This is a genomic window from Runella aurantiaca, from assembly GCF_003339505.1.
In the GTDB taxonomy this organism is placed as follows: domain Bacteria; phylum Bacteroidota; class Bacteroidia; order Cytophagales; family Spirosomataceae; genus Runella; species Runella aurantiaca.
In genome coordinates this window covers 143,852-170,033 of sequence record NZ_QPIW01000011.1, presented here as the reverse complement: position 1 = coordinate 170,033, position 26,182 = coordinate 143,852, and the positions used below count along the sequence as shown (strand labels likewise).

The 26,182-nt window shown below is 46.2% G+C and carries 17 protein-coding genes and 1 tRNA gene; 12 read left to right on the top strand and 6 right to left on the bottom strand.

The genetic code is table 11. The annotated features are described in order from the left end of the window. Nucleotides 1–245: 245 nt before the first annotated feature. Complete coding sequence (locus DVG78_RS15210; protein WP_147277093.1) at nt 246–2,195, top strand: hypothetical protein; 1,950 nt, start codon at nt 246–248, stop codon at nt 2,193–2,195. Nucleotides 2,196–2,284: 89 nt separating this feature from the next. On the opposite strand, the gene DVG78_RS15205 is transcribed toward DVG78_RS15210, so the two are convergent. Next, the gene (locus tag DVG78_RS15205) at nt 2,285–3,016 is read right to left on the bottom strand and encodes a hypothetical protein (RefSeq protein WP_114461909.1); all 732 of its coding nucleotides are present in this window, start codon (nt 3,014–3,016) and stop codon (nt 2,285–2,287) included. 145 nt (nt 3,017–3,161) lie between these two features. On the opposite strand from DVG78_RS15205, the gene DVG78_RS15200 reads away from it, so the two are divergent. From DVG78_RS15200 to DVG78_RS15180, 5 genes are all read left to right on the top strand, one after another. After that, nucleotides 3,162–4,235 (top strand): hypothetical protein, encoded by a 1,074-nt coding sequence (locus tag DVG78_RS15200; RefSeq protein ID WP_114461908.1) that lies wholly within the window; start codon nt 3,162–3,164, stop codon nt 4,233–4,235. 149 nt (nt 4,236–4,384) lie between these two features. Continuing rightward, the gene (locus DVG78_RS15195) at nt 4,385–8,215 is read left to right on the top strand and encodes a PVC-type heme-binding CxxCH protein (RefSeq protein ID WP_114461907.1); all 3,831 of its coding nucleotides are present in this window, start codon (nt 4,385–4,387) and stop codon (nt 8,213–8,215) included. A gap of 79 nt (nt 8,216–8,294) precedes the next feature. Beyond that, nucleotides 8,295–9,542 (top strand): DEAD/DEAH box helicase, encoded by a 1,248-nt coding sequence (locus tag DVG78_RS15190; protein WP_114461906.1) that lies wholly within the window; start codon nt 8,295–8,297, stop codon nt 9,540–9,542. Between the two features lie 222 nt (nt 9,543–9,764). After that, nucleotides 9,765–12,215 carry a penicillin acylase family protein gene (locus DVG78_RS15185; RefSeq protein ID WP_114461905.1) on the top strand — a complete coding sequence of 817 codons (2,451 nt, stop codon included), beginning with the start codon at nt 9,765–9,767 and terminating at the stop codon, nt 12,213–12,215. A 175-nt stretch (nt 12,216–12,390) separates the two neighbouring features. After that, entirely contained in the window at nt 12,391–12,723 is a 333-nt protein-coding gene (locus DVG78_RS15180; RefSeq protein WP_114461904.1) for a hypothetical protein, read from the top strand. A gap of 68 nt (nt 12,724–12,791) precedes the next feature. On the opposite strand, the gene DVG78_RS15175 is transcribed toward DVG78_RS15180, so the two are convergent. After that, entirely contained in the window at nt 12,792–13,619 is an 828-nt protein-coding gene (locus DVG78_RS15175; protein ID WP_114461903.1) for an alpha/beta hydrolase, read from the bottom strand. Nucleotides 13,620–13,736: 117 nt separating this feature from the next. On the opposite strand from DVG78_RS15175, the gene DVG78_RS15170 reads away from it, so the two are divergent. The 4 genes from DVG78_RS15170 (at nt 13,737) to DVG78_RS15155 (ending at nt 18,744) form a co-directional block, all read left to right on the top strand. After that, entirely contained in the window at nt 13,737–16,526 is a 2,790-nt protein-coding gene (locus DVG78_RS15170; RefSeq protein ID WP_114461941.1) for a DUF1553 domain-containing protein, read from the top strand. Between the two features lie 103 nt (nt 16,527–16,629). Then, nucleotides 16,630–18,027 (top strand): MBL fold metallo-hydrolase RNA specificity domain-containing protein, encoded by a 1,398-nt coding sequence (locus tag DVG78_RS15165; protein ID WP_114461902.1) that lies wholly within the window; start codon nt 16,630–16,632, stop codon nt 18,025–18,027. Nucleotides 18,028–18,179: 152 nt separating this feature from the next. Continuing rightward, nucleotides 18,180–18,261: transfer RNA gene (locus DVG78_RS15160), tRNA-Leu, on the top strand. A gap of 132 nt (nt 18,262–18,393) precedes the next feature. Then, entirely contained in the window at nt 18,394–18,744 is a 351-nt protein-coding gene (locus DVG78_RS15155) for an ISAon1 family transposase N-terminal region protein (protein ID WP_114461901.1), read from the top strand. Nucleotide 18,745: 1 nt separating this feature from the next. Here the strand turns inward: DVG78_RS15155 and DVG78_RS15150 are convergent, their stop codons facing one another. Then, on the bottom strand, nt 18,746–19,744 hold the full coding sequence (locus tag DVG78_RS15150; RefSeq protein WP_229598236.1) for an IS110 family RNA-guided transposase: 999 nt from the start codon (nt 19,742–19,744) through the stop codon (nt 18,746–18,748). A gap of 314 nt (nt 19,745–20,058) precedes the next feature. Here DVG78_RS15150 and DVG78_RS15145 point away from each other — a divergent pair, with 314 nt between their 5' ends. Next, a complete protein-coding gene (locus tag DVG78_RS15145) occupies nt 20,059–20,736 on the top strand; it encodes an ISAon1 family transposase (protein ID WP_445508806.1) in 678 nt (225 codons plus the stop codon). Further along, nucleotides 20,672–21,058, top strand: a complete 387-nt coding sequence (locus DVG78_RS30705) for a transposase (protein WP_445508805.1) — start codon at nt 20,672–20,674, stop codon at nt 21,056–21,058. Before DVG78_RS15145 ends, DVG78_RS30705 begins: the two co-directional genes overlap by 65 nt. Nucleotides 21,059–21,182: 124 nt before the next feature. Here the strand turns inward: DVG78_RS30705 and DVG78_RS15140 are convergent, their stop codons facing one another. The 3 genes from DVG78_RS15140 to DVG78_RS15130 all read right to left on the bottom strand — a co-directional run bounded on the left by DVG78_RS15140 (nt 21,183) and on the right by DVG78_RS15130 (nt 26,103). Then, complete coding sequence (locus DVG78_RS15140) at nt 21,183–22,583, bottom strand: FGGY-family carbohydrate kinase (protein WP_114461900.1); 1,401 nt, start codon at nt 22,581–22,583, stop codon at nt 21,183–21,185. A gap of 1 nt (nt 22,584) precedes the next feature. Further along, nucleotides 22,585–23,859: a sugar isomerase gene (locus tag DVG78_RS15135; RefSeq protein ID WP_114461899.1), complete on the bottom strand. Its 1,275-nt coding sequence runs from the start codon at nt 23,857–23,859 to the stop codon at nt 22,585–22,587. 111 nt (nt 23,860–23,970) lie between these two features. Continuing rightward, nucleotides 23,971–26,103, bottom strand: coding sequence for a bifunctional aldolase/short-chain dehydrogenase (locus DVG78_RS15130; RefSeq protein WP_114461898.1), 2,133 nt, complete (start codon nt 26,101–26,103; stop codon nt 23,971–23,973). Between the last annotated feature and the right edge of the window lie 79 nt (nt 26,104–26,182).

Sequence of the window (26,182 nt, the reverse complement as noted above, 5' to 3'; positions counted from 1 at the left end):
GCCTTTTAACCCCTCAAATACATTTGAAGGGACATTCACTCCGCTACTTGGAATGTTTATTTATTTTAGGTTTTTAAGCAAGGTTTTCCTAAAAGCATAAACGATATTTGGGCCATTCGGAGTTAATAAGCAGAATCACCTGTATGCACATGCCTAAATCGACTTTTTACACTTTTTGCTTCTTACTGTCTGCACTTGTGGGTTCGGCGCAAACAGAATCCATAACGCTGCGTGGATTAATAACCTTGAAAAACCCCTCCTCTAACAAAATCTATCGCGTAACTGATGCTGGAAAACAAGGTGATTGGAGGTACGACGCCACGGATAATGAGTCTAATCCCAACGGTGGTACGGTGCTGGAAAGCGCCAATCGGGCCATCAAAGGCCGATATAAACGGGTGTTTGAGTATGAAGATGGTGTAAATATTGACTGGTTTCTCGACAATCCCTCAGCCCCCATCAATGAGGGTTTGGTGTGGGCCTTAGCAGCTTGCGACCGAGTGAATTTTACGGCCAAAACCTACACCATTGCTCCGATTACCATTACGCCTAAGCAACTGGTCAATCCCAAGAGGTTGCGTTTTTACTTCGAGAATACCGTTTTAAAAGCCCAAAATGGGCTTACCAGAATCAAAGTGCTTCAATTGGAAGATATTCAAGAGTTGACGTTAGGAGGTTCGTTAACCCTTGATGGAAATACGTCAAATCTTAAAATTGCCAATCCGATGAACGAAGGCGGGGAGGCGTTTCTGCAAATCACGGCCCCCGCCAATAACCCCAAATCGCGATTAACTATCGGGTCGGTTACGTTTAGAAATATCCCAATGTGTGCGATAAATATCTTTACCCGCGACCAAGAACGTGACAGCGGTTATGACCGAATACGGGTCAAAGCTTTTCGCGAAATCAACGGGTTTAATTGCCTGAATCTACAAAAAGATGATTTTGCGGTGTGGGGTGTCAACGTGCGGGGCGCCCACCGAGCCGTTATCATTGATTCTTTGTATGCGCAGCAGGACAAAGAAGTGTGGGGAGATGCGCCCATCGAGAAGCCTTTTTATACGTTCACCTTTGAAAACCAAGTAGACCCTGCCGTTCATAAACGCAAGGATAGTTTGTACGTTAAACACCTGTATGCCAAGTACTCTTGCGCTATTGTGCTGTACACGCAGGCCATCAATAACGTACGTATCGACAACTATGTGATGGAAAACGTATTACGAAAGCCAGGAGTAGCCGATGCGGTGGCCTATCCGAATATGCTGAAAAAAAACCTTTCTTGGGTAGGCTCTAAGCACACTTGGACCTCCTATCGAAGTCCGAAAAGTAGTTTTCGTATCAAAAAAATGTTGGTCAAAAATACCAATTCGGCGTTTATGAGTGAGTCGGTGATGAACGAAATGACGGTGTTGTGGCTCAATAAAGCCATTACGGGAGCGGTGTTTGACGAGGTAGAAACTGACGTTCGGCTAAAGCTTTATGGCGACGGGTATTATTTTAATTATCCCGATGTGCCCGACGGGCGGCACCGTATCGGTACATTTGTGTGCCGAATCCCCGCTAAGAAGAATTATGTGCAACCTTTGGGTTCGGATTTGACCATCGACAGACTTCATTTGGCCAAAGGCACAGGGGTGACGTTTGCGATGGGAAACTGCAAAATCGGGTCCATCACGCAGGAAGCGGGCACGCAGGCGACGTTTGAAAGTCGCGAAAATAAGTTTAAAAATGATACTCCGCTTTATAACGGCTTTATTGTAGAGTCCTGCAAAGCGACCAATATTCTTTGGAAATTTAACTGGTATTTTCCACAAGAAAATTTTGTGGATGTGAATAAAGTGTCGACGGGAGAGCGCTACGAGTTTAAAAATTTTTCGGGTAATAATTTCTTACAAACGCACACCTCCGTGGGTTTGCCCGACGGCCGTTCTGTCTATGTGACGGCCTTTCGGTACGACCAAGATGCCAAGCTCCGGGCTTCGGTTCAGCAATTCCTGAATTTTGTGGAATTTAATTGGACCAATGTTGAAATGAAATTGAAAGATTCGTCGGCCAGTGATTTGACCCAACGGTATGTGCCAATGCAGTCTAGCGCGGAGGGATTATTGAAAACCGCGCGTAAATCCCTCCCCAAAACGGGTTGGAAAAAAGGCTGGCAACCGAGCTCGTTTGTCAAATGTACCATCCAGCGTTGAGAAGATTTTATACAAAAACAGGGCGGTTGAAGATTTTGCTTCAACCGCCCTGTTTTTGTAATATCGTTAAATTTTCAGCACTTTCTAGCTTAGAATAACAAGCTCAGTCCACCGCCGATACTCAGTAAGCCGATAGGGTGTACTTCGCTGATTTTTTCGTCGCCTTTGTCTTTGCCAATGGTTAAAGTACTGGTAATGTCGTTGAAAGACGCTTTGGTGCTCACGTAGTCGGCATGGACAGCAAGGGCAAAATTGCGCGTGATTTTACAACGAACGCTTGCGCCGCTTCCTACCGAAAACGAGCCGTTGCGGCTCTGGGCGGTTTTGATGGTCAGCGGAACGTCAAAAAACGTTCCTTTCAGCTCAGTGAAGGGACGCTGAATCCATGAATAACCTCCCGTAACGCGGGCGTCAAACATCCAAATACCTGCTTTGAAGGTCATGTAAGGCCCTGCCAAAAAATGCGAACAGCTCCACGTGCCGCCGGAAGAAGTCCATGTGCCGCCCGGATGGCTTTTTTGTATATTTTCAACGAGTTTGAGCGTGCTTGTTTGGTTAAGGCAGTTGGTAAAAGACCCCATAATTCCTATCCGCCGCGTAAGACGGTACCCCGCTGATACTTGCATGGAAGAGCCTCGCAAAGCACTGATTTCAGAAGATGCGTTGGGGGCTGCTTTCATCAAAGATTTGACGGGAATGCTGGTGCCGCCCGAAAAATTCACAAAACCTCGGTGGTCAATGTGTGATAAAATAAAACTTTGTTGGGCAAAACTCATGCCCGTTACGAGTAACCCAATGACAAGAGTGTATATTTTCTTCATAACAACTTATGGGATTAAGGTTGGTATAAAAGGCTATGTACAACATTCGTGCCAAATTTTTAATTGGTTGATTTACAGCATAACTATCTGCTGATTTCTTTGAACAGAAAATGTTTTACGATATTCGTAGCTTGAAATTTTTAGAATGAATGTATTGGATGAAACCATAGCGCGGATTGCGGCCTTGCAGTCGAGAGGAGAGGGGTGTTTTGACGAAGGATTATTTCCAGCGCAGCGAACCAATCGCCTGATTGGATACCAACGCCCCGATACGACGGTGTTTTTTACGGCGGTGATTGTGTTTACGCTGCAAAAACTAAAACCGTTTCTTTCGGCGGTGAGTCAACGAGTGGTGGATGAAATTGCGCAAAAGGGCGTTCAGAATTACCCGAAATTTCGGAACAAAGATGGCCTCAAAACCTACAATTTCTGGAAAACAACGCCTTCCAAACATTTCCCGAACGGCCATGTATTTCGGCATTTTGAGCATTTTCGAATTCCTGACGATACCGACGACACAGCCATGATTTATCTCACTTCGGCACCCACACGGGAGGAGGTGCTTTGGCTGAAAGAAAAATTGAGTTTGCACGCCAACGGTACAAAGCAATTCATTCAAAATACTTATCCCGAATACCAGCCACTGAAAGGATATTCAACGTGGTTTGGTAAAAACATGTACATCGAGTTTGACGCCTGTGTTTTGGCCAATGTTCTATATTGTATTTATGAGTATAATCTACCTATCAATCAGCATGATACAGACAGCTTGAAGTATATCCGGTTGGTGATTGAAACCGACCGTTACTTGAATCAGCCCTTCAGATGTGCGCATCAGTATCCGCGTACGGTGCCCATTATTTACCACGTTGCGCGCTTGATGGGGGCGTTTGTTATTTCGGAATTAGAGCCTATTCGCGAAAAACTAATTACTGATACTCAGCATCTTCTGCAAAAACCGCTGTCGATATTAGACGAAATTTGCCTAAAAACATCATTGATGAGGTTGGGGATAAAAGGAGTGCCCGAAGCCCGAATTCCCGTTTCGAGCGCTGATTTTGAGGGTTTTTATTTCTTCATTGCGGGTTTGTTAACGGCTTACGAAAATCCGTTATTGTACCGTATGGCAATTTCTCCATTGTTTCAGATGCGCTGGGAATGTGAAGCCCATTGTTGGACGCTGGTGGCCGAATACTTGGCTTTGCGACAAATTGGTTGAGACATTTTCTCGGTTTTCTTCTAAATCTTTTAGGAATATTTAAATAAAAGCAGGAATAAAAAGGCGTTTTTGGCTTTTATACTTGATTGCCACAGAAAATTGTTGCGGCTAATCACCATGACGTTCATTGTTCCTAACTTTATTTCAGAATGAAACCTTTTCATTTTCTTCTCTCAGTAGCCCTTTGCAGTATAGGATGGGTCGCTTTTAAGCCCCAAGCCCCCAACGTAGTGAAAACTCCGCCCAAAAAAACAGAGTTGCGATTGGTGCAGGATGAAAAAGCTGGGACCATTTCAGTGTTTCGAATCAACGGAAAAGAGCCCATTTTGACCCAAAATGCCAAGGCGGATTTTCGTCCTTATCTGCACCCCATCATGGCCCCCGACGGAAAAGGAGTTCTGACCGAGTATAGCCCTGGGCACCACAAACACCAAACGGGTATTTATTGGGGCTATACGCGCGTCAACGGGCGTGATTATTTTCACCATCCTGAGGAGGATTATTGGCGGCGGGTTTCGGCAAAAGTAATCAGAAGCAAAGGCCCAGAAGTAAAATGGGAAACGGTGTACGATTTGCTCGACGAAAAAGGCAACGCGGTATTGACCGAAACCCAAACTTGGACCATGACGGAGAAAGATGGGAAATACATCCTTAATCTTGAATGGGCCGGTGAAGCCCAAACCGATGTAACGATTGGGAAATACGACTACGGCGGGTTGTTTGTAAGAATGCCGTGGAAACAGGGAATCAAAGGGGAAGTGATAAACGCCGCTCGCCAAAAAAATGAGAAAGCCGAGGGGCAACGCGCCACTTGGGTTGACATTGGAATGCAGGTCGAAGGCCGCAGTGATTTGGCGCATATTGCCATTTTTGACCATCCCGAAAACAAAGGTTTTCCGCAATATTGGCGGGTAGACGGCCAGTTGGGGGCTGGGCCAGCGCGGGCGCGTACGGGAGACTGGCAAATTAAAAAAGGGAAAGTGGAGGTGATAAAGCATCAATTGGTGATTTATATGGGTGAGTTCAACGATGTTAAATTGTCGGGTACGTGGAGTGAATTTAGCGGGCAGGATATGGCGTACGCCCTCTGGGGAGTGGCGCAGCAGGAAGGCCGCGATGCCAAGTTTCTGTCGCCCGAAGAAGCCATTGCCAACATGACCCTTAAAGAGGGCTTTAAAGTAAATACGTGGGCATCAGAGCCGATGATGACGCAGCCGATGGCTTTTTGCTGGGATGACCGAGGCCGCCTGTGGGTGGCCGAAAACCGTGACTATGAATCGCGCGGGCATGGATTTTCCAACGCGGGCAACAGCCGAATTCTCATTCTGGAAGATACCAACCATGATGGCGTGGCCGATACCAAAAAGGTGTTTTTGGAAGGAATTGCTTTTCCCGCCGCCATGGCCGTTGGCTTTGACGGACTGTATTTAGGTGCTCCGCCAAACCTCCTTTTTGTGCCCGACCGCAACCACGACGACGTGGCCGATATGGATAATATCGAAGTGCGGCTTACGGGCTGGGGTATCCGCGACCGCCACGAAACGCTCAACAGTTTACATTGGGGCCCCGACGGTTGGCTGTATGGTTGCCAAGGATTTGCTACTCCGTCAAAAGTGCGCAAACCCGAAGGAAAAGGCCGTATTTACAAGCATAAAGACCCATTTCCCGAAGATATTTTGCAGGGTGAAGGCGTAGATATCAACGGTGGCGTGTGGCGCTATCATCCAACAAAAGATAAATTTGAAGTGGTGGCGCATGGTTTCAGTAATCCTTGGGGGATTGATTATGATGCTAAGGGCCAGCTGTTTATCAGCGCTTGCGTGATTCCGCACATGTGGCATGTCATTCTGGGTGGAATTTATCACCGGCAGGGTGGACAACATTTTAATCCGTATATCTACAGCGATATTCGTACGATTGCCGACCACAGTCACCGCTCGGCGCATGGCGGTGCGCGAGTGTATCAATCGGATGCGTTTCCTGAGGAGCATAAGGGTCGAATTTTCATGGCTAACATCCACGAACACGCTGTGTTATCGGATATTTTGGAGAAAAAAGGCTCGGGTTTTGTGGCCAAACACGGCGATGAATTGCTCATGGCCAACAACGCCCAATGGGTAGGATTCAGCATGGAGGTAGGCCCCGATGGAGGGCTGTACGTACTCGACTGGCACGATGCCGACATCTGCGGAAAAGAAGTCATAAACGGAGAAACGGGTCGTATTTTTAGAATTATGCCCAAAGAATCATTGGCTAAAAACTGGGATGGGCGCTTTGGTGATTTGACTAAACTGTCAGATAAACAATTGGTTGAGCTTCAAACAAGTCCCAGCGACTGGCATTCAAGAAGAGCAAGGGTGATTCTGCAATCTCGGGCCACCAAAGGAAGTTTAGACAACGGTGCCTTGGCTGATTTACAAACCATTTTTCAGACAAATGCAAATCCTGATTACCGACTTCGGGCGCTGTGGGCGTTGCATATTACGGGAAGTATCCCGGCGGCAGAGTTACAGAAATCATTGACCGACCGAGATGAATACATTCGTGCTTGGGCAATTCAACTGTTATGCGAAGACAAAACGCCATCGACCGAGGCCTTAGCCGCGTTTACAAAAATGGCGAAAGAAGATGCGTCGCCCATAGTGCGGCTTTATTTGACCTCAGCCATGCAGCGGATTGATATTGAATCAGGGTGGAAAATTGTAGAACAGTTGGCCAAACACGGCGAAGACAACGAAGACCACAACCTGCCCAAGATGATATGGTTTGGCCTGGAGCCATTGGTCAAAACCAATCCCAATCGCGCCCTTGAATTGGCGTCACAAACGCAGATTCCATTGATTGCCAAGTACGTGGCGCGTCGGTTGATAGATGCCAATGCTCCCGAAACGGTGATTGCGATGGTGGGCAAATCCGCCAAAAATCAGGTAAGTATTCTGGAAGGTATGCGCGATGGATTGGAAGGGCGTTTTGACCTAAAAGCACCTGCTAATTGGGCCGCCGTATACGCTAAGCTGCGTCTAGAGAAAGGCGAAGTGGCAAATCTTGCTACCCAAATAGCGCAACGTTTTGGGGATACCGAGGCCACGCAAAAATCCATGATTACGCTCAAAAACAAGAATGCGCCCTTACTCCAACGTCAACAGGCACTGCAAGCCATCGCGGCTCGTAAACGAGAGGAGTTGGTGAATGAAATTCCCAACCTGTTGAATGAACCTAAATTGCGGATGGATGTGATTAGGGCTATTGCCGATTATGACAAGGAACCGCTGGCTAAATTGTTGATTTCTAAATATAAAGACCTTAGTGCTGCCGAAAAACAACAAGCGATTCAAACACTTTCTTCGCGTCCCAAATACGGTTGGCAATTAACGCAGGCCCTTAAAAATCAGACGATTCCTAAGCGTGATGTGCCGCCTTATGCGGCCCGACAATTGCTGCGGGTAGTAGGAAGTGGATTCATTGAAGTGTGGGGACCGATTGAGCAGGAGCCGTCGTTGGAAAAATCGTATTCAAAATACCAACGAATGATTACGGACAAAGCCGTTGCCACGGCCAACGCGGTTAAAGGCGAAGTGGTTTTTCAACGTACCTGTGGAAGTTGCCATAAAATGTACGGAAAAGGTGGCAACATTGGCCCCGATTTGACGGGTTCCAACCGTGCCAATCTGGATTATTTATTGTTTAACGTGCTGAATCCCAGTGGTGAAATTCAAGAAGATTATAAGTTGGTGGTGGTGACTACCCGCGATGGGCGCACGTATTCTGGCAATGTGATCTCAGAAAATGAGCGACAATTGACGATGCGCGTGGTGGGCCAAGATGCGGTGGTCGTCAACAAATCGTCGGTTCAGTCGCGAGAGGTGATGCCCACGTCGCTGATGCCCGTGGGATTGTTTGACGCATTGGCCGAACAAGAAGTACTGGATTTGGTAAAATACATGCGAACCATGAGCGGCAACAAACAGGCGCAGAAATAAACAAAACGCCCCAAAAACGGTCTTGGCACAAAAAGACCAATCTCCTTTGTACCTTTGTGTTTTATAAATAGCAAAGCGCATGAAGTTTGAAGAGTATCACATTGCTCCCGAAATCAAGAAAAGTTTAGTGAATCTGGGATTTAAACGTCCCACCGATATTCAGTTTAAAGCGATTCCTTCCATTCTGAAAGGGGAAGATGTGTTGGCCATTGCCCAAACGGGTACGGGAAAAACGGCCGCGTTTGCCATACCCATCATTCATTTGCTCAACGAGCGCAAACGCAACAATCGACGCCCCGATGGCGTCAAATGCGTTGTGATGGTGCCTACGCACGAATTAGCTTTGCAAATCACCGAAGTGTTTAACCGCCTTGGCCACTTTACGTTAGTAGAAACCTTGGGTTTATTTGGAGGCGTGGCGCAGGACCCACAGATAGCAAAATTGAACAAGGGTGTTGATGTGGTAGTGGCAACACCTGGGCGCTTGTTTGACTTGGTCAGTCAGGGCCACCTCAAGCTGGACCGGGTTGAAATGCTGATTCTCGACGAAGCCGACCACATGCTGGATTTGGGTTTTATCAAAGACATTCGTGATTTGCTTCGTCACCTACCGCGTCGGCGGCAAACCTTGTTTTTTTCCGCTACCATTGACGATAAAATCAAGAAATTGGCCTATTCGCTCATCAATAGTGGGGCCATTCGTATTCAGATTTCTCCCAAAGACCCCGTGGCCAAAAATATTGAACATTTTGTGGCTTATGTGGAAATGGACGATAAACGCTTCTTTCTCGAACGCATCATCAATGAGCATCCTGAAAGTAAAATCATGGTTTTTGTCCGGACCAAAGTGCGTGCCGAGCGGGTATTTAAGGCGTTGGAGCGCATGGAAATCAAGAGCCTGACCTTGCACGGAGATAAAGACCAAAAAGACCGCTTGACGGCACTTAATGATTTTAAAAGCGGAAAAACCAAAGTGCTGATAGCCACCGACATCAGTGCCCGTGGTATTGATATTACAGGGGTAGATTATGTTATTAATTATGACTTGCCCGAACAGGCCGAAAACTACGTCCACCGGGTAGGGCGCACGGGGCGTGGTACCCTCAAGGGCCATGCCGTTTCGTTTTGCAGTCCAGAAGAAAAACCCATTTTGGATGAAATAGAGACCTATCTTGATAAGCCCATCGACGTACTCCAAATTAGCAAAGCTGAATACGACAGCATGATTGATTTTACGAATGATAATTCTGGCAACTTGCAGGTGCTCTTGCGAGAAATAGAGGAATTGGAAGAAGGGCGGAAAAAGAAAAAACGCAAAAAGAAATAGAAGCTACGCAAAGACTTTTTTTTAATAAGTACAGAATTAAGGGCCTCTGGGTGAATGGTTTTGTCATTCTCGGAGGCTTTTTGTTTTTTGTCGCTTTTTAAAAAATTAGTTTGGGATTTTTTAATCCTGTATGGGTTGTTCGTCTAGTTTTGTTCTAAATTGCAATCCCAAAAGTCAATTTTTTATTAAAAAATCCATATTAATTATTTTTTCTATTCATCAATGAAGTACATCCGTGCGTTGTTGAGTCTGCTGGTAGCTGGTGGACTGACGTACCTGCTCAATCAGCCATTAGGTCCTGCTCCCGCTTTAGGGCCTTTTTTTAGTCCTTTTACTGGGTTTTGGCAAAATGATGAAGCGCCCCAGAAAGCATCCTCTTCTGAATTAAAACTACAAGGTCTAAAGGGCGAGGTGATTGTAAAATACGACGACAACGGTATACCCCATATTTTTGCCGAAAACGACGAGGATTTATTCTTTGCGCAAGGATACATCATTGCGCGTGACCGCCTGTGGCAAATGGATTTTTATACCCGCGTTACTTCTGGTCGTTTGAGCGAAGTAATGGGGCCGTTAGCGCTTGATTTTGACCGTTATAATCGCCGTCTCCAATTGCCAGAAGGGGCCGCAAAACTCGCCGAAGCATTCATGAAAGACCCTGATTCAAAACTGGTTGCGGAGTCGTATTCGGCGGGGATAAATGCCTACATTGAGCAGGTTGAATACAAAGATTTAGCGATTGAATTCAAGATTTTGGGGTATCGACCCGAAGCATGGTCACCGTTAAAAACGGCCTTGGTTGAAATGCTCATGCGCAAAGACATGAACGCCCGCTCGGATGATTATCGTATGTCAAATACATTGGCGGCGCATGGAGAAGAGGTTGTCAAAGATTTGTTTCCCAATTATTCTATCGAAGAATCGCCCATCATTCCCAAAGGGACTAAATGGGATTTTACGCCCGTGGCCGTGCCTAAAGTACCCGAGATGCTGAAAGCAAGCGTAGCCGCCCGGTTAGAGATAGAATCAGAGAACCCCGGCATTGGGTCTAACAATTGGGCGGTGCATGGTTCGCGTACGGCGACGGGATTGCCGTTGCTTTCCAATGACCCGCATTTGGGTCTATCCCTTCCTTCTATTTGGTACCAGATGCAACTCGTGTCGCCCACGGTCAATGTCTATGGTGTGTGTGTACCCGGCTGGCCGGGCATAGGGATTGGTTTTAATAAAAACATTGCTTGGGGAATGACCAATGTAGGCTCCGATGTATTTGATTTTTACCAGATTCAGTTCAAAGACAAAACGCAGAAAGAATACCAACACGACGGACAATGGCGCTCAGTAACGATAAAAGTCAATGAATTTAGGGTGAAAGGGGAGGCAAAAGCCGTGCAGGATACGGTTCGGTATACCCATCACGGCCCGATTCTTTATAGCGAAGGGCAAACACCGTTTATGGGAGATTTGCCAGTGGGTCATGCCCTCACGTGGATTGGGCCCGTGGCGGTGGGGAATTCGTTGAAAGCGTTGTATATGATTAATCGCGCCAAAAACTACGACGATTACTGGGCTATTATGCCTTATTTGGCTTCCCCAGCGTTCAACGTTGTGTTTGCAAGTAATCAAAACGATGTGGCGATTACATCGGCGGGACATTTGCCGCTTAAGTGGAAAGAGCAGGGCAAGTTTGTGTTGGATGGAGCCAACCCCGCGCACGACTGGCGTGATTGGATTCCCGTGGAGCAAAATCCGTACGTCAAAAATCCAGCGCGTGGGTACGTAAGTTCGGCCAACCAGTTTCCTGCTGACCCTTCTTATCCCTATTATTTGGGGTGGAAATTTGCGCCGGGCGAGCGGGGAATTCGGATAAACGAGCGTCTGGAAAAAATGACCCAAGCCACCATCGACAGTCTGCGCTTGCTCCAAAACGATAATTTTAACGTAGAAGCCCGCCGAGTTTTGCCCGATTTGCTCAAAATATTGGAAAAAGATTCAAGCTCAAAAGCCAATCCTGCATATCAGATTTTGGCGAACTGGAACCTTAGAAACGACCCCGAAGAGCTGGGGCCGACGATTTTTGAGCGTTGGGTAAAAGAACTGCGTTTGGCAATATGGGATGATGATTTTCCATCAACTGATAAAAAAGCTCCCATGATGCTTCCTACCCGTGACCGCACGTGGGCCTTGCTTCAAAAACAACCGAATTCGAAATGGTTTGATGATAAAAGAACCCCTAAAAAGACAGAAACGGCCGCCGATATTGTTCGCACGACCTTTGCCGCTACGATTGATTCACTCATTGACAAACACGGACGCATCAATGATGAATCCTGGGCGTGGGGGAAAGCAAAAGGTACTGATATTAAGCATCTTGTGCCACTTTTTAAGTCATTCTCACGGATGGATGTCATCAACGGCGGCGGTGCAAATATTGTCAATGCCACGACCGAGGGCGGTCATGGTCCGTCTTGGCGGATGGTGGTGCAATTAGACAAAACGTGGCCCAAAGCCTTCGGACTGTATCCAGGCGGTCAGTCTGGAAACCCGGGGAGTCGTTTGTATGATAATATGATTGACCGCTGGGCCAAGGGAGAATTGAACGAACTGGTATTTTTGAAATCAAAAGAAGAGAGCCATCCCAAGATTATTTCGACCCTGAAATTGAGTAAATGAACGGTTTAATGCTACCGAAATTGTGATTAAACTAGGTAGTTGGTGGTTTTTTTGTTAAAATCCACTGAAAACTAGGGAATTATACTATTAAAATAAGTGTAAACTAACTATTTTTGTGTAATTCCTTAGTACTTCATAGATTACAGTACGTTTTCATTCTCCTAAACTCAAAGTTATGCTTTACGTTCTTATCATTCTATTCAGTGCCATTGCGCAATATTTTGGCCCTTGGTGGTTGATGCCTATTGTGTGTTTTGTGTTATGCTTGTGGAAAGCAGATGCTGCCTTAAAAGCTTTTGGAGTGGCTTTTTTTGCAGCGGCAACGTTATGGTTAGGTTACGCTTCTTATCAGCATTTTGTCAATGAAGGACTCATTGGCCAAAAGGTAGCCGACATTTTTAAAATTCCCAATGTGCTGGTTCTGGTAGTGATTACAACGCTGATTGGCGGAATTGTATCAGGTTTTGCGGGTATGGCAGGTTACTACTGCCGTCGAGCGCTGGTATAGATGGTCATTACCTAAAAAAGCCCTGCTAAATATTTTTGGCAGGGCTTTTTTATTGGTTTAAAGGGTTGTCAAACGTTTCTTTCCATCCAGCCGAGGATGTAGTTAAACACTTCCAACTTACTAGGCTCGTTATGAATTTCATGGTACATTCCTTCCCATTTTTTGTAGGTAATTGGACCACGTACTCGATGTGCAAATGCCTCACTTGCGGGTTGAGAGGTCAATTTGTCCTCTGCGGCGTGCATCAATAAGGTCGGAACGGGCATGGCACCCGAATAACTGTTGAGAAAAGCGGCGGCTTCTAAAATGCCGATACTGGCCGATGCCGTAATAAAACCATGCACCAACGGGTCATTTTTATACGCTTCTACCACCGTTGGGTCTTTTGAGATATGCTCCTGAGCCAAGCCACTGTCTTGACTGAATCCAGGGAAAACCGAGCGCATTAGTTTGCCCAATGTAATCAAAATGGGTTTAGGTTCAAACGCTAATTGTATCCACGGTCCACTGACAATCAGGCCTTTCAAGACGGGCTGGCGGCGTAATACATAGTTTAATACCAAATTCCCGCCCATCGAATGCCCGTAAAGAAACAAAGGTGTGGAGGAGGCTGTTGAGGTGACAAACTCCAAAAAAGTCTCAATATCATCTAAATACGCGTCGTATTTGGGGGCGTGCCCGTGTTTACCTTCCGATTTTCCATGACCTCGGTTGTCAAGGGCGTAAACAGAATACCCATTTTTGTTGAAAAACTCGGCTAGATGCGCATACCTGCCGCTGTGTTCTCCAAAACCGTGGATGAGCGCAATGACACCCTTAGGGGTTTTGATGGGCCATGCCCTAGCAAACAGCGTAAGCCCGTCTTTTGCAATGAGGTTTTGGGTAATTTCTGACATGGTTTAGGTTTTTGGATGAAAGATAAACAAAAACCCAAAACCGCCGCTCCAAACGGGTAAGAAAAACCCACTTTCTGCCTTTATAAAAGATAGTTTAATGTGCAGATTAAAATGGCAATAAAACCAAAATGGATATTTACGGGAGTGATCGCAGTGATATTGCTGAGTTCATTTTCGTTTTTAGGAATGTTTGAGCATCGGGTGGATTTCAACGACGAAGTGAAACCCATTTTGAACAAGCATTGCATGGCGTGCCATGGAGGTGTTAAAAAGGCGGGGGGAGTAAGTTTTCTGTTTGAGCAGGATATGTACCAGCCTGCCAAGTCGGGCAAACCGCCCGTGGTGGCGGGTGATGCCGACGACAGTGAAATGATGCGGCGTATTTTATTGCCCGAAGGCCACGAAGATAAAATGCCTAAAGATGGTCCGCCGTTGACGGAAGAAGACGTTGAGGTACTCACAAAGTGGATTGACCAAGGTGCTCAATGGGGAAACCACTGGGCTTATAACCGCATAGAGCGCCCAGATGTGCCCAAGATTGGCAGTTTTTTGGCCCGAATCGGCTTAACTGACGACGAAGAAACCAATTGGGCCAAAAATGAAATTGACCATTTTGTTCTTGAAAAACTACGAGAGCAAGGCCTTAAACCTGCCTCCGAAGCCGACCGCGCCACGCTCATTAGGCGGGTAAGTCTTGATTTGACGGGCCTCCCACCTACGGATGCGCAGGTGCAACGATTTCTTCGTGATACATCGCCCAAAGCCTACGAAACGCTCGTTGATTCGCTGTTGGCTTCGTCGGCTTACGGAGAACGTTGGGCGGGGACGTGGTTGGATTTGGCGCGCTATGCCGATACTAAAGGCTATGAGCGCGACCCCGGACGCAGCATCTGGCGCTACCGCGATTGGCTTATCAAAGCCTATAATGAAGACAAACCCTATGACCGATTTGTGACGGAACAGCTAGCGGGAGATTTGTTGCCCAACGCGACGGACGATAACCTCATTGCCACTGGATTTCACCGCAACACCATGACCAATGATGAAGGCGGTACGCAGGACGAAGAGTTTCGTGTGGCAGCGGTCATCGACCGGGTTAATACCACGTGGGATGTTTTTCAGGGAACTACGTTCAGTTGTGTGCAATGTCACAGCCATCCTTACGACCCGTTCAGGCACGAAGAATACTACAAATACATGGCGTTTTTCAATAATTCTCGTGATGAAGACGTCACCAGCGAAACACCAACGCTGCGTTTTTATAAGAACGAAGACTCGCTGAGGATTGCAAAAGTTGAAAGCTGGATTCAACAAAATGCCCCCAAAAATGGTACGAAAGCCATGAGCCTTGCTGAGTTTCGGCAGTTTGTACGCATCATGGAGCCTAAGGTTAACTCGCACGATTTTGACCAACATGTCAACGCCTCGCTGCTTGATGCCAAATATTTTGGTATTCAAGACAACGGTTCGGCGCGTTGGCAGAATGTGACGCTGACGGGCAAACGTCGCCTTTTGATAGCCATTGGGACCAACGCCGAAAATGCGTTGTTAGAACTACATCAGGATAGTTTACGCGGCAAAATAGTAGCATCGTTGGCGGTTCCCAAGACGGGAGGCGCAGGGCGAGATACCGTTGTGATTTTGCCAGTATTGCCCGATGCTGGAAAAAGGACGCTTTACTGGACGCTCAAAAGCCCCAAAACACCCAAAGAATGGGTGCAGATTAAATGGGCGACGTTTCAGCAGGCGCTACCGGGAAGTGACCAACCCGCATTTGCCGAAATTGAAAAAGAATACGCCCAAATCTTGACGGGTAATGTTGAAAATACACCTATTATGTACGATGGTCACGGGGACTTGGCGCGTCAAACCCACGTGTTTATTCGCGGAAATTGGACCGTAAAAGGGGCCAAAGTTCAGCCTGATGTACCGGGTATTTTTAAAGTAACTGGCTCAGAAAACGACAAACTACAACCTAAATCGACCAATCGTTTGGGGTTGGCCCAGTGGATGACCGCGCGCAATCACCCACTGACGGCCCGCGTCGCTGTAAATCGTTTGTGGGAACAATTGTTTGGAACGGGTATTGTAGAAACGGTAGAAGACTTTGGCTCTCAGGGGATTGTCCCCACGCATCAAGCATTGCTTGATTGGCTTTCGGTAGAACTTATGGAAACGCAGCAGTGGAGTATTAAGAAGGCGTTGAAAAAAATCGTACTGTCGGCTACCTATCGTCAAAGCTCGGCGGTAACATCCGAAAAGTTAGAAAAAGATCCCTACAATAAATGGCTTTCGCGCGGGGCACGGGTCCGCCTAACGGCCGAGCAGGTACGCGATCAAATGCTGGCCGTCAGTGGATTGTTGTCCCGAAAAATGTACGGGAAAAGCGTCATGCCTTTGCAGCCCGATAATATCTGGCTGTCGCCCTACGACGGGGCCAAGTGGCAACTCAGCGCGGGCGAAGATCGCTACCGACGCGCGTTATATATTTATTGGAAACGCACAGCGCCGTATCCTTCCATGGTGACTTTCGACGCGCCGAGTCGAGAGTTTTGTCAAGTGCGACGCTTACGGACCAACACGCCCTTGCAGGCCTTAGTAACGCTCAATGACCCCGTGTATCTGGAAGTGGCGCATTGTTTTTCCGAAATGATTGCGGCGCAATATTCGCAGCCTCAGGGGCAGATTCGGGAGGCATATCGCCGCCTTACGTACCGTTCTATTTCGTCTAAACGCTTACAGGTGTTGACGAAGTTGTATCAAAAATCACTGGCTGAATACCGCAAGAATCCTGAAGGGGCAAAAAAACTATTAGCCAACGAACCCAACGCGAGACCAGAACTCGCTGCCTTGGCCGTAACCACCAACGCCATGCTCAATTTGGATGAAGTAGTGACGAAAGAATAGGCGATTAGCGCTCTTACCTCATGTTTCCTACTTCTTATTTCAGTCCTCAAAGTATTCTTTGTAAATTTTTAGTATACTTGGAGGATAAACGATTCCGAAACAGATGAAAATAAACTTCTATGGTGCAGCACGCCGTGTAACGGGCACTAAGCACTTGATTACGACCGAACAGGGAACGAAAATTTTGCTTGATTGTGGGCTTTTTCAGGGTATCAATACCCAAGATCTCAACCAAAACCTTGGGTTTAGCGCCAAAGATATTGATTTTGTCATTCTTTCTCACGCCCATATTGACCATGCGGGTTTATTGCCTCGTTTGGTCCGTCAGGGATACCGTGGGCCTATTTACTGTACCCCACCGACGGCAGACTTGTGTAATATTATGCTGCTCGACAGTGCGTTTATTCAACAAAAAGACCTCGAACGCATCAACGAGCGTCGCCGCCGTAAAGGGGATGCTGTACTGGAGTTACTGTACGACGAAAACGATGTGCGCCAAACGCTTGAGTTATTTGTTACGGTCGGATACCACGAAGATTTTTGGCTCAATCGCGATGAAGTAAAAGTCAGATTTACCGACACGGGCCACATCTTAGGCAGTGCGGCGGTACATTTGACCATTAAAGATCAAGGTGTCGAAAAACAGGTAACCTTTTCGGGCGATGTGGGTCGTCCGAATGATAAAATTTTGTGCAGCCCTGAGCCCTTTCCACAGGCACAGGTGATTATTTGTGAATCTACCTACGGCAATCGAGTCCATGAGCCTGAGCCTGATATGAAGGCGCATTTGCTGCGCATTGTGCGCGATACCTGCGTAACGCGCAGGGGAAAGCTTATCATTCCAGCTTTTGCCGTTGACCGTACGCAGGAGCTAATTTATGCGCTTGACCAACTTGAAAATGAAGGATTATTGCCACGCCTCAAAGTGTTTATTGATAGTCCGTTGGCCATAAAAGCGACCTCTATCATGCGAAAGCACGACGAATATTTTAACCCCGATATTGTGGAATACATTGAAAAAGACGGCGATGCGTTCAATTTTCCTAACTTACATTATATATCTGATGTAGAACAATCCAAGGCGATTAACAACCTCAAAGAGCCTTGCGTGATTATTTCTGCCTCGGGTATGGCCGAAGCGGGGCGTATCAAGCACCACATTAAAAACAATATTCTTGACCCCGACAGCACTATTTTGCTGGTGGGTTATTGTTCACCCGACAGTCTCGGTGCGGCGCTCAAACGTGGCCAACCAGAAGTGAAAATATTTGGAGAAACGTACCAAGTACGAGCACGGGTGGAGGTAATGGATTCATTCTCAGCCCATGCTGACTATACCGAGCTCATTCAGTTCTTGAAATGCCAAGACCCCACGCAGGTAAAAGCGGTGTTTTTGGTTCATGGCGAATACGAAAATCAAGTAGTATTCAAGGAACGACTCGAAGCCGAAGGATTCCGAAATGTTGAAATTCCCGCGCAGGGAGAAGGTTTCTTTCTTTAAATAACCGCAGCGGCGGCCGCTCGCGTCTGCCCAAGCCGTATACCGGGCAGAGGCAGAGGCCTGCCCCTACGATTGTAGATTTTACTAAAAAACACTCCCTGAAAGTTGCGAAAATGAGGAAGTAGCGCTTACTTTGCAACATCAAAACAACTGGCGAAGTGGTGGAATTGGTAGACACGCACGTTTCAGGTGCGTGAGCCTTCGGGTGTGCGAGTTCGAGTCTCGCCTTCGTCACGAAAAACTCTGCATTTGCAGAGTTTTTTTGTTTTTAGATAAAGTGCTAGCTAGCTAGTTCGGATCAAGTTCAAAAGTTGTGGAGTGTGTTGGATTTTTTTAGGTTTGTGCGTTTAATCAAACCTGTCTGTTTTGGAAAGTTTTCTGCCTTTAGTAGAGTACCTCTTACCTGATTTTATCGTATCCTACTACGAATTACTCAAAGTTGCATCTGTATCGAATGTGCTTCATATTTATCTCCAAGAGAAGAATTATGAAGAATCAGAGCTTTCTGGGAAGAACTTATTATCGAAAGGTTTTCTGCCTGAGATTACGATTCAGGACTTTCCCATTCGAGATAAACGGGTATTTCTTCATATAAAGCGCCGTCGCTGGCTGAATACCACTACAGGAAAAGTAGAACAACGGGATTGGAATCAAGTGGCTCAAGGTACGCGAATGACAAGTGAATTCGCGTCTTTTTTATCGGAGCGATTTCTATGATTCATGCAACTGATGGGGTATAAAAATCTTTATATTTTTCCTTTCGATGAACACAAGAGAAAACGCGATGGATAATTTTATTACAAACGTTGTTTACGACCAACATTTCGTTTTTACCTTCAGCAGTTTTTCTCAGGTAATATTGTCGAATTTCTGGTGAATGTTGAATCGCTGACATCGCCCCGTTGTGAAGCAACGCCTTTAATTGTTTGTTAGCTTTATTGCTTGTTTTGGATTTGCCTTTATACTGACCTGATGAATAAGAAAATGGTACAACCCCAGCGTGACAGGCGAATTTTTTAGGGTCGTTGATAGTCTTGAACTCATTAGTGACAATTAGAATTTCTGTTGCGATGGCAGGGCCAACACCTTTTACTGATTCGATAAATTCGTAGAGTTCTTTTAAATATGGGTCGTTTTGAATGGTACTTTGAATGTCCTGATTGACCTTTTTGATGTCTTTATCAAGGGATTTTAGAGTGTTTTCGCAAGATTTTTTCGCTTCGTTAAGGTCTTTTTTAGAGATGAAATCTTTACAATCTGTCAATGGTGACTGCATCATTTTTCGGACTTTAATAAGGCGATTACGAAGGGCTGTAAGCCTATCTAATTTCTGAATGACATCACGTTTAGGAACCCAAAGACGTACTTCATCACGGTTTTTATAAGCATAGGTAGCAATTCTTTGGGCATCAACTTTATCATTTTTTCCTCTAATCATGCCAAGACTGTCCTTGATGTGAATAGGATGCTCAAGCCAAATATTTGCCTGTTTGGAATGCAAGAAGTTCAGTAAATGATTGTTATAGATGCCCGTATGTTCCATGCAATACAAACTATTTTCAAAATTAGCATTAGGACAGTACACTTTCAATTGCTTGATAAAGCCTTCAATTCCAGCTTTATCATTATTGGATTGATGATGAAACAGAAGTTTGTTAGAGACAATCACTGCCCAATCAAGCGCAGCCTTTGAGACCGCGCGGGCGGCCCCGGTCAATACCGATGAAAAAATTGAAACTTTCCATAATTTTGAACGAGTTTAATTTGTATCTAAGTCAGCACGCTGTCGCACACTCAATACCTTGCTCATGGGTCATTAGCCCGAATTTCTATTTGAGTCCTGTGTTACAGCAAGCCAGTGGGGTCTTGAATCGATCCATGAGTCTTTCTCAGCCGAAGGCGGTAAGGCTACCCCACTGGTTCGGACGGCCGATGCCGCTGGCATACTCTCATTTTGAGAGATATTCCAAGCTATGATTTTCTTGGAATTTTTACATCACACAAATCTAAAGGCCGAAGCGAAAGAGATTCATCGATACGACCCCGAATGATACCCATACCATTGGACGTTTTTATGGGGTTAATGGTAAAAAGCTATTGCGACAGTACAAAGAATCTCCGAGTGGATTTAGGCAATGGGATCAAAAGTGCCATGCCAAACAATGGTTGCTGTATGCTCAAAATATGGGTACTCATCTTTCGATTGATGAGACCTCCCTATCGGATGGTGAACTGTATACAATTCTTACCAATAAAGCTGCTCAAGGCCGATGCGGCAGCATTATCGCCATTATTGCAGGCACAAAAGCCGAAACAGTCATTGAAATTCTCCGAACAATCCCTTTGAAAACGCGTAAAAAGGTAAGTGAAATTACGTTGGATATGGCCGGTAATATGGCATTAATCGCTAAACGCTGTTTTCCTTCTGCTACACAGGTAACTGACCGATTCCATGTCCAAAAGTTGGCTTCGGAAGCCTTACAGGAAATCAGAATCAAGTATCGTTGGCAAGCAATAGATGCTGAAAATGAGGCTATTGAGCAAGCAAAAGCCACTCAAACAGCATACCAACCGGAAGTGCTTTCCAATGGCGATACGGTGAATCGGAGCGCCGAAGCGACAATTATTAGCTCGCAGCAGATATGTGCTCTACAAAAAGGAGAAAGATTGGACAGAGACTCAAAAACAAAGGGCAACATTACTTTTTGAGCGCTATGCTGACTTGAAAAAAGCCTATGAGCTAACGATGTCTTTGAGTCATATTTTTGAGAATACCAACGATAAACTGTATGGATTGGCCCGACTGGCCAAGTGGCATGAGAAGGTGCGTCAGTCCGGATTTAAAGCCTTCAACACCGTGGCGCGCTCCATCCCAAACCATTATGAGACCATCCTGAATTATTTTGATAACCGCAGTACCAATGCGTCAGCCGAATCCTTCAACGCCAAAATCAAAGCATTCAGAAGTCAGTTCAGAGGGGTGAGAAACATAGAATTCTTCCTTTATCGACTAATTCAGTTATATGCTTAATCCAAGTTGCTCCACAACTTTTGAACTTGATCCGCTAGTTCACTGTCGTCAATTAAAAAATCTCGCTGCAAAAGCCACTATAGGCTCTTACAGCGAGATTTTTTGATATAAATACTTTGGGTAATTACTGTTGAATATAAGTTGAGCCGCTGTTGTAAAACCGTAAATCAATGAGGTCAGGAGGGAGGGGTTGGGTGTTCCAATGACGATGAATACTCAGCGCCGCGCCCAACGACGTGGCTTGCGCCACCGAAGCCGCGAATATCTCCATTTCAGGGAATGCAGCCGCGAGCAAATTCATGTAAATAGGGTTTTTGCCAAATCCTCCGTCCACAAAAATGCGCTTCACGCTTGAGCCCGTCAAGACCAATCCTGTCGAGATAATCTGTTGATTGACAATGTCTAATATCAGTTGGTGATACGCCTTTTCGTAGGAATCGTAGGCCGATAAATCGCGTTGCCCAAAAAGCCCTTCGGTCATGGGGGGCTTAGAAAGACGCTCAAAATCAATGCCATCGGTTTTTTTCTCGGCTTTCAATTCATTGATAATGCGCGCATCAAACGCAACGGTTTTGTAATAATTGGCTTCTTTTTGAAAATGTTCGGCCAACCGTTTGGTTTGTTGCTCATGCTCATAGCCAGCAAACAGCCGCGACGCTTTGACGGGCTTGCCGTTGTATTGCATATAACAAAGGCAATCGTATTGAAGCTCTTCGTCGGTCAGGGGCGTATGATTGAACGGATTAAGACTGATGCACCAAGTGCCCGTAGAAATCAAGACAAAAGGCTCATGAAAACTAACCAGATACGGAATCAGCGCCGATGAGCTATCGTGCAGACCGATGCCTACAAGCCGCTCTTGCCCGTTAATGGATTTGGTGACTACTTTATCGCCAGGCTCAATCGGGGCCAATTTTTCCAAAATGCCTTCTTGCGCTACCCAAGCGTGGTAGGTATTTTGGTCAAAATCCCACAGATTGGTATGACAACCGATGCTCGTGATATCAGAAGCGAACAGGTTTGTTACCAATGAACTTACATACTGCGGCAAATGCAGCGAGTACTTGATTCTGGCAAACAGTTCAGGCTTTTCGTATTTCAGTCGATAAATAATCATCGCCGAATTGAGACTTCCCAAAATAGGCGAAGCTGTTTTACGGGTGAACTCCTGCTCGCCACCGTAGGCGCTGTAAAATTGCTTTTGAAGCGTTTCTGGGTAAGGTTTGAGGTAATTATACAACGGTGCCACGGGTGCGCCATTTTTGTCTACGTGAACCAAACTGGCCCCGTAGGTCGAAAAATTGATGGCTTTGACGTCGTATTCTTCCAAAGCAAATACCTCTTGTAGCGAGTCGCTTACCCAAGAGGTGAGGAGTGCTACGTTCTCGCACGGGTCGCCGTCTTCGTCGGTGGTTTCTGGAAATTGCCCCGATTTTTCGAGGACAATTTTATAGTTTTCGTCAAAAAGGAAAAGCTTTTTGTTGGTTTTGCCGATGTCTAATACGGCGCAAACGGGAATTTTCATATTACAAACCGGTCGCTACTGTTTTGAGTCCTCTTTCGGCGATGAGGTTCTCGCGTACTTTTTGGCTTCTGTACAATTCCAAAGGATTCAAGGCCCCACCCGCCCGCAGGCGAGCTTCGGCGACCAGGGCGCGAACGTCGGTTCGGAAGGCGTTTTGCAAAATCTCTTGTGCCCGTACCACGTCGTTATTATTTTGGGCTTCTTCGAGTGCTTTTCTATCTACCGACAGTGCTTGTGCGTACGACATCATGATGCCTTCGACCGATTGCAGCAAATCTTCGAGAGGGTCTTTGACGTTGTGTGAAGCATCAATCATCCAACCTAAATCGGTGGCGTGATTCATACCGCGTGCGTCCATTCCTTCTACCAACTCGTTGAAAATCAAGAATAATTGATATGGTTTTATAGCACCAGCAGTTAAGTCGTCGTCGCCGTATTTAGAATCGTTGAAGTGAAAACCACCTAGTTTTCCTTCCATCAACAGCAACGCAACGATTTGTTCAATGTTGGCGTTGGGTAAATGGTGGCCCAAATCCACAAGCGTATAGGCTTTGTTGCCAAGCTTCTGAACGTACGAATACGATTGCCCCCAGTCGCCGACGGTTGTCGAATAAAAATTGGGCTCGAAGGCTTTATATTCTAAAAACAGTTTCCAATTATCGGGCAAAGCCGCGTAGATTTCTTGCAAACTTTCGAGCGTATTTTGGTACGCTTTACGGAAATTCAATTGACCTGGGAAGCAGGAACCGTCTGAAAGCCAAACTGTCAAAGATTCAGAACCCAATTCAATGCCTTGTTTGATTACCTCAATGTTGTGCTCAATCGCCTGTTTGCGGATGGCTTTATTGACGTTTTGCAGCGAACCGAACTTATAAGTCAGTGCTTGGTCAGGCTGATCTTGAAAGGTGTTGGAATTGACGGCGTCAAACTTTAAGCCGTGTTGTGCTGCCAAGGCTTTGATGGCTTTGGCATCCTGTGGAATATCCCACGGGATGTGCAGTGAAATGGCTCCGCTGGATTGATTTAAAGAATGTAGCAGGCCCACATCTTCAATTTTTTCTTCCAACGTACGCGGCTCGCCGCCGCCCGAAAAACGCCCAAAACGGGTGCCGCCCGTACCCAATGCCCACGAAGGAATGGCAATCTGAAAATCAACGACTTTTTGGATGATGGCTTCCGAGTTTTCGATTTCGGAAGTAATATAGCTCAAACGGCGCTCGTGGCCTTTGAGCAGGTCGTCGTTGTGTTGTTGTATCTTGTATTTTTCGAGTTGCATGGTAATGATCGATTTGAAGTTAGGAAATAAACGATTTAAAAAATCTAACGCCTGAAGTCAGACGTTAGATTCGAGTATTAAACTAACCTATGATGAAAAAACAATCTTTAATTAACGAACAAAAGCCATTGCTACACCGCCGTCTACGTTCAACACGTTACCGGTCGATTTACTGAGCAACCCTCCCACGAAGGCGAAGCAGGCATTGGCAATGTCGTCGGGCAAAATAGCCTCGTTCAACAATGTTCGTTTGGCATAATATGCGGGTAATTCTTCTATCGTAATGCCGTAGGCTTTGGCGCGGCCTTCGGCCCAGCCACCAGCCCAGATATTTGAATCGGCAATAACCGCGTCGGGATTGACGGTATTGACGCGAATCTTATCACCGCCTAGTTCGGCAGCATTAAGTCGGCTTAAATGCAATTGAGCAGCTTTGGCCGAACCGTATCCTGCGTTATTAGGCCCTGATACCAAGGCATTTTTGCTCACAATATTGATGACATCTCCGCCAAATCCTTGCTTGCGCATTACCGCAATACCCGCTTGAGTAACGAGGAATTGACCTTTAACCAAAATGTCATATAACTTATCCCAATCTTCAATCGTATGGGCTTCAATGGGTTTAGAGATGCTGATTCCTGCATTGTTGACAATGATATCCACCCCGCCAAAGGCCAATGCGGCGGCGTCCATTGCCGATAAAATGCTCTGGGCATCGGTCACGTTCAGAAGGGTGGTCGACACGGCATCTTTACCGAATTTCTTCACGAACTCTTCTTTGGCTCCCGCCAGACGTTCTTCATTAATATCGTTCAAAACCACTACCGCACCCTCTTCGGCAAAACGACGAGCGATGGCTTTTCCGATACCGCCCGCACTTCCCGTAATCAATGCTACGCGTCCAGAAAGCGCCTTGGGCTTGGGCATGCGTTGAAGTTTAGCTTCTTCCAACAGCCAATATTCAATGTTGAAAGCCTCCTGACGGGGCAATGACGTGTATTCTGATACTGCCTCCGCGCCTTTCATTACGTTGACGGCGTTGATGTAGTATTCAGAGGCCAAACGAGCCGTTGTTTTATCTTTTGAGAACGTAAACATTCCTACACCGGGGTATAGAATAACCACCGGATTGGGGTCGCGCATGGCGGGCGAGTTGGGATGCTTACAGGTTTCGTAGTAATCCGTATATAATTCGCGGTAGGCAACAAAGCCTGGCAGAAGTTTTTCTTTCAACGCCGCTACATCCGACAAATCTTCATCAGGGGCTAAGGTTAATACCAGCGGGCTGATTTTGGTGCGAAGGAAGTGGTCAGGACAAGAAGTGCCCAATGGCGCCAATTTGTCCAAATCGTTGGAGTTGATAAATTCCAATACGCGTGCATCGTCCGTAAAATGGCCAACCATGGTGCGGTATGACGAACAAAAACCGCGCAATACAGGGGCTAATTTAGCCGCTTGTTTTTGACGGTCTTCTGGCGACAGGCTTTCAATTTTCTGACCGCCAAATACAGGACGGGTTTTGCCGTAATTTGCTTCCAAATACTCAGCACACTTTTCGATGACTTCGAGCGTGTTGATGTAGCTTTCGTAAGAAGTATCACCCCACGTAAACAAGCCGTGCGAGCCGAGCATGATACCACGTAATTTGACGCCTTTTGCGGCGGCTTCTTCCAAACAGGCACGAAGTTGAAGGCCTAATTCAAAGCCTGGGCGTTGCCATTCTACCCAGCCCACTTCGCCGTTGAAGAGTTCATCCGTAATCTTTTTGCCATCTTTAGCCGCTGCAATCGCAATCGCAGCATCTGGGTGAAGGTGGTCTATATGGGCAAACGGTAAAAATCCGTGTAAAGGAGTATCAATAGAAGGCGCTTTTGACGCTAAATCAAAGATACAATGGTTGAACAACTCTACCATTTCATCTTCAAATTCTAAGCCGCGATAAACATTCTCCAAACTACGCAAACGATCCAGATACAACGCCGCACAACCCGATTTTTTGAGGGTACCTATATCCCCTCCTGAACCTTTAATCCACATTACTTCTGTATCCTTTGCGGTAAGTGGGTCCTTATCCGTAATTTTGACCGATGTATTTCCTCCCCCGTAGTTTGTTAGGCGAAGGTCGGCACCAAGGATATTGGAGCGGTAGATAAAGAGAGCTACTTCATCGCCCGCCAACTCGGCGGCTTTGGCGTCATCCCAAAGGTAGCTTACATGCTTAAATTGAATGGTTGTCGCTGACATATTTATGTATTAGTAGTTTGGATCGTTCTAAGGATTGTTATAGTAAATACTTCAAAAGTAATAATACAAAGTTAATGGA

Coding starts and splice junctions, on each gene's coding strand:
- DVG78_RS15205 (WP_114461909.1), bottom strand. CDS start 3,016: ATGAAGAAAATATACACTCTTGTCATTGGGTTACTCGTAACGGGCATG.
- DVG78_RS15200 (WP_114461908.1), top strand. CDS start 3,162: ATGAATGTATTGGATGAAACCATAGCGCGGATTGCGGCCTTGCAGTCG.
- DVG78_RS15195 (WP_114461907.1), top strand. CDS start 4,385: ATGAAACCTTTTCATTTTCTTCTCTCAGTAGCCCTTTGCAGTATAGGA.
- DVG78_RS15190 (WP_114461906.1), top strand. CDS start 8,295: ATGAAGTTTGAAGAGTATCACATTGCTCCCGAAATCAAGAAAAGTTTA.
- DVG78_RS15185 (WP_114461905.1), top strand. CDS start 9,765: ATGAAGTACATCCGTGCGTTGTTGAGTCTGCTGGTAGCTGGTGGACTG.
- DVG78_RS15180 (WP_114461904.1), top strand. CDS start 12,391: ATGCTTTACGTTCTTATCATTCTATTCAGTGCCATTGCGCAATATTTT.
- DVG78_RS15175 (WP_114461903.1), bottom strand. CDS start 13,619: ATGTCAGAAATTACCCAAAACCTCATTGCAAAAGACGGGCTTACGCTG.
- DVG78_RS15165 (WP_114461902.1), top strand. CDS start 16,630: ATGAAAATAAACTTCTATGGTGCAGCACGCCGTGTAACGGGCACTAAG.
- DVG78_RS15140 (WP_114461900.1), bottom strand. CDS start 22,583: ATGAAAATTCCCGTTTGCGCCGTATTAGACATCGGCAAAACCAACAAA.
- DVG78_RS15135 (WP_114461899.1), bottom strand. CDS start 23,859: ATGCAACTCGAAAAATACAAGATACAACAACACAACGACGACCTGCTC.
- DVG78_RS15130 (WP_114461898.1), bottom strand. CDS start 26,103: ATGTCAGCGACAACCATTCAATTTAAGCATGTAAGCTACCTTTGGGAT.